General features: G+C 33.5%; 4 protein-coding genes and 1 pseudogene. All 5 read right to left on the reverse strand.

Annotation, left to right across the window (positions count from 1 at the left end; translation table 11 throughout):
• Positions 1–374 precede the first annotated feature (374 nt).
• Entirely contained in the window at positions 375–2,795 is a 2,421-nt protein-coding gene (locus tag BW929_RS14965) for an ATP-dependent Clp protease ATP-binding subunit (protein ID WP_076546267.1), read from the reverse strand.
• 5 nt (positions 2,796–2,800) lie between these two features.
• Positions 2,801–3,841 (reverse strand): protein arginine kinase, encoded by a 1,041-nt coding sequence (locus tag BW929_RS14970; protein ID WP_076546268.1) that lies wholly within the window; start codon positions 3,839–3,841, stop codon positions 2,801–2,803.
• Positions 3,831–4,367: a UvrB/UvrC motif-containing protein gene (locus BW929_RS14975; RefSeq protein ID WP_076546269.1), complete on the reverse strand. Its 537-nt coding sequence runs from the start codon at positions 4,365–4,367 to the stop codon at positions 3,831–3,833. The genes BW929_RS14970 and BW929_RS14975 overlap by 11 nt, the downstream gene beginning before the upstream one ends.
• A 3-nt stretch (positions 4,368–4,370) precedes the next feature.
• The gene (locus BW929_RS14980) at positions 4,371–4,838 is read right to left on the reverse strand and encodes a CtsR family transcriptional regulator (protein WP_076546270.1); all 468 of its coding nucleotides are present in this window, start codon (positions 4,836–4,838) and stop codon (positions 4,371–4,373) included.
• A gap of 229 nt (positions 4,839–5,067) precedes the next feature.
• A pseudogene (locus BW929_RS14985) lies at positions 5,068–5,341 on the reverse strand (hypothetical protein); the annotation flags it as partial.

A 5,341-nucleotide genomic window follows, 5' to 3' on the forward strand; every position in this document is an offset into this window, starting at 1 on the left:
TAACTAAAATTACAGTTGGTAGTTTTACTGAAGGATGAACTCTTTTATCTTCAATCTGCTCTAATTTTTGAATTAAATCGTAGACCCTGTTACAATATTGATAACAACTTAATGTATGATTTTTAGTTTTCATTTTTCCCCGTCTCCTTTTTTGTGTGTTTTTCTTGTCAATTAACACTTTCAAAAAAGGGCGGGGATTTCCTTTATTAAAGCCCGAATTATCAATCATCATAAGGTTTTTAATTGGGATAATTGTATGACTAATATTTCTAATATTCTTTATTTTGGAACTACTGCTGAGAATACTGTTTGAACTGTATTCTCCTTATTTTTTAAAAATCATTTGCGGAATCTCTGAATTTACTGTCAAAAGCCTAATTTACTTTAAATTCAAACTCATCGCCTTTAACATCCACGATAATTTTATTCTTTTCTTCAAATTCTTTATCCAGAATTTTAATTGAAAGTGGATTTTCTATTTGCCGCTGAATTGTCCTTCTTAGAGGCCGTGCACCAAATTCAGAATCGTAACCATCCTCGGCCAGTTTAGATTTAGCAGCTTCAGTCATTTCAAGCTTAATTTCTTTTTCTTCCAGCCGCTCTCTTAAATCATCTAGCATTAGATCAACAATCTTTTTGATATGCTCTTTATTTAAGGAATGGAAGACAATAATTTCATCCAACCTATTTAAAAATTCTGGCCTAAACGTCTTTCTAAGCTGTGACATAACATTATCTTTCATCTTATCATAATTTGCTTCTTCATCATTTTCTGTTTTAAAACCAAGCTGTGACTGCTTCTCAATAAAGTCCGCCCCCACATTAGAGGTCATAATAACAATTGTGTTTTTAAAATCAACTTTACGGCCATGAGTGTCTGTCAATACACCATCCTCTAAAATCTGCAGGAGTACATTAAATACGTCTGGATGTGCTTTTTCGATCTCATCAAACAAGATAACAGAATATGGTCTTCTGCGCACCGGCTCAGTTAATTGACCGCCCTCATCATGACCTACATAACCAGGAGGTGAACCGACCAGTCTCGAGACCGAATGTTTTTCCATATACTCAGACATGTCAACTCGGATCATTGCATCCTCATCATTAAACATTGTTTCAGCAAGAGTTTTAGCCAATTCTGTTTTACCAACACCTGTAGGCCCCAGGAAAATAAAAGAACCAATTGGGCGCTTAGGATCTTTCAAGCCAGCTCTGGCTCTGCGTACGGCTTCGGAAACAGCCTTAATTGCTTCGTCCTGACCGATAACACGTTTGTGTAATTCGTCTTCAAGTCTCAACAACCTCTCAGTTTCTGCTTCTTCCAGTTTTGTGACAGGAATTCCAGTCCAGCTCGAAACTATTTCTGCAATATCTTCTGTAGTAACAACAGCTTCTGCTTTCCCTTTTTCATCTTCCCAGTTGTTTTTTAATTCTTCCAATTCCTTTTTTAAGGATTTTTCTCTATCTCTCATCCGGGCAGCTTTTTCAAATTCCTGATTTTTTACAGCTGCCTCTTTTTCTTTTTCAGCCTCTTCTAATTTCTGACTTAATTCTTTAAATTCAGGTGGTCTAGTGCTATTACTCAACCTAACTTTAGAAGCAGCCTCATCAATTAAATCAATTGCTTTATCCGGTAGAAATCTGTCTGAGATATATCTGTGTGATAAAACAACAGCATCTTCTATGGCCTGATCGGTAATTTTAACCTTGTGATGGGCTTCATAAGGATCACGCAATCCTTTTAAAATATCTATTGCCTCTTCAGTTGAGTTTTCTTCGACAAGTACAGACTGAAATCTTCTTTCTAAAGCGGCATCTTTTTCAATATACTTTCTATATTCATCAAGAGTCGTAGCTCCAATAGCCTGTAATTCCCCTCTGGCAAGAGCAGGTTTTAAAATATTGGCTGCATCAATTGCTCCTTCAGCAGCACCAGCACCAACTAAAGTATGCATTTCATCTATAAAAAGAATAATATTTCCACTTTCAATGATCTCTGTCATTACAGCTTTTAAACGCTGCTCAAATTCACCTCTATATTTTGAACCTGCAACAAGAGAACTTAAATCGAGAGAAACAACTCGCTTATTCAATAAAAGTTCCGGTACATTTTCACTAACTATCATCTGTGCCAGTCCTTCAATAATTGCTGTCTTTCCAACACCAGGCTCACCAATTAAAACTGGGTTGTTTTTTGTTCTTCGACTTAAAACCTGAATAACTCTATTAATTTCTTTATCACGTCCTATAACTGGATCTAGTTTATTTTCCCTGGCCATTTCAGTTAAGTCTCGACTGTATTCATCCAAATTTTTAGTTTTTCTACCAGAAGATTTTTTGTTTTTTTGCATAGAATTTTTCCCTCCAAGCAAATCAACTACTTCTTCTTTAATATTGCTGATGTCACTGTTTAAATCCATCAAAATTCTAACAGCAACACCCTCTCCTTCTCTAATCAGACCAAGCAAAAGATGTTCTGTTCCAATATAATTGTGTCCCATCTTTCGAGCTTCATCCATCGCTAAATTTAACACCTTTTTACTCCGGGGAGTTAAACCAATAGAGCCTTTAACTTCATTCTGTCCTTTTCCTATCATGTCAATTATTTTGCTTTCAATTACTTCCTTGCTAACATCATTATCTATTAGTGAACGAGCAGCAATCCCCTGACCTTCAGCAATTAAACCATAAAGAATATGCTCTGTTCCTACATAACTATGCTTAAGTTTTAAAGCTTCCTGTTCAGCTATACTTAAAACTTTTCTTGCCCTTTCTGTAAATTTAGCAAACATTATTTTCACTCCTCATTTAATATATTTCTTATAACTTCCGCTCTTTTTATATTCAATTTTTCCTGATTAAGATTATTACCAAAATTATATTTTAAATGAGCATCCTTTATTTTGAATAATAATTTTGAAAATAAATCCTGATCTATATTTTCTTTAATTAAATTTGTATCCTGACCAAATTTAATTCTTGATAAATATTTCAAAGCCTCAGCTTCTTCAAGTTGATAGGCATATTTCAAAATACCGAAAGATCTAGCAACATTATCTTTTAGTTTAATATAATTATTTCTCAACAAATATTCTCTACTTTTTCTCTCTTCAGTAATGATTTGCTGAATGACGCTCTCCAATTTTTCCATTATTTCCTTTTCATTAAAACCAAGAGTTATTTGATTAGAGATCTGAAAAAGTTCAGCTTCACTGCTGCTCCCTTCTCCAGCTACACCTCTAACAGTAAGACCAAACTTACCAACCGCCCCCAAAATATTATCAATTCTACCACTCAAAACAAGAGCAGGCAAGTGACACATCACAGAAGCCCTCATAGCTGTCCCCACATTTGTCGGGCAACTGGTTAAATAACCCCATTTATCAGAAAAAGCATATTCTAATTTTTTATCCAACTGATTATCCAGTTGATCTATAACTTCCCAAATTTTGCTGAATTCAAAACCAGCTTTTAAAATTTGGAGTCTTAAATGATCTTCTTCATTAATCATAATTGAAAGGTGATTTGTATTATTTAAAAAAAGTGCTTTAGTTGTTGTACTTTCAGTATGTCCTCTACTTATAAGATGTTCCTCATGCAAAACTTCTCTTTCAACTTCATCTAAATCGCTCATTAAATAAAATTCAAATCCACTATCATTTAAAAAATCAAGTTTAGATCTTAACATATCAATTAATTTATTTTTTTCGAGATCATTACTCTTGTTAGGAAATTTATATTTTTTTAAGTTTCTTGCCAATCGAATTCTAGAACTTAAAATAACATCCTTTTCCTTTCCAGCTTCCATCTGCCAACTATTTACAAATTTATTTTCCATTTTGCTCTTCCTCCATGTCATCTTTGATTGCATGGATTTCATCCCTAATTTTAGCGGCTCTTTCAAAATCTTCATTTTCTACAGCAGTCTGCATATCTATTTTTAGTTGATTTATTTCAGATTCTGCTTCAATTTTTTGTTTAAATGAAAGAGGATATTTTCCACTATGCCTTGTGTTGCCATGGATTCTCTTAAATAAATCATCTAATTTTTTATCAAAAACCTTAAAACATTCTCCACAACCAAAGAGTCCACTTTGAGTAAATTCCTGATAACTTAAACCACAATTGGGACAAATCACTTTTTCGGAATTTTTATTTGAGAAAAACGATGAGTCTTGATTAGAAAAATTATGATTTAAAATTCCGGATAATAGACTTTGAAAACTCAAATTATTATCATCAGAATTCAACTTGCTGCTTTTCCGGGCGCAATCTTCACAAAGATGTATTTCTTCCTTCTGCCCATTTATAATCCTGGTCAAATGAACGGATGCTTCATTTTCTCCACATCTATCACAGAGCATTAGCTACTCCTCCTTCACTTTAAATATAACTTCCAGCATATTTTTCAAGATACGCCCTCTCAAATAATCTCTTTCCGGTAAAGAAATACTCAGGACATTGCGATGAACTGCCCTTTCCATTAAATATAATTCTCTTTCAGAAATCAAATCATTATCATAAAGTCTTTTTATAATTCCATGAGCTTCTTTCTGACTAATTTCTCTATCCAATTTATTTATAACATTCTGGATTACTTCTTTCTCCGAATCCAGGGTTACTCTAATAATTCTAATAAAGCCTCCACCACCACGCTGACTCTCTACAACATAACCTTTCTCCACTGTAAAACGTGTATCCAGTACATAATTTATTTGGGAAGGAGCACAATCAAAATTTTCAGCTAATTGATTTCTTTTTATTTTTACCTTACCCTGATATTTAGAAATCTGTCTTCGCAAATATCTTTCAATTTGATCAGATAAACTTGACATATTCTCCCCCTCCTAACTTTGACTTATCTTGACCTTTAATTATATAATACTATATTTATAAAAAAATGCAAGTAAATTATAACACAAAAACCACTCACAATTAATGAGCGGTTTTATAAAATATCTATTATTAAAATAAACTTCAAGTTAAAAAAATCTATCTAAAAGAACAAAATGGCCTGACGGCCACCCTACTATAGAAGTTAATTAATATTTCTTTAGTAGGGTTTTATCTTTCAAATGTATATTTAAACTTCATTTTCGCACCACATTCAGGACATGCCACTCCTGGCATCTCACCCTCTTTCAAATCTTTTCCCATTGCAAACTCATCTATCACATAGCCTGGAACTTCATCTTCCTCCCCACATTTAGGACATTCGTATTTATACCACTCTTTGTCTGTGTCTTCTGGGGTATGGAATGGGATTTCCATATTTTCTTGCCAGTTTTCTTCTTTCATATCTTGGATCAACCTCCCAACTATTGCTTTTAATATATCT

The organism is Halanaerobium kushneri (assembly GCF_900156285.1).
In the GTDB taxonomy this organism is placed as follows: domain Bacteria; phylum Bacillota; class Halanaerobiia; order Halanaerobiales; family Halanaerobiaceae; genus Halanaerobium; species Halanaerobium kushneri.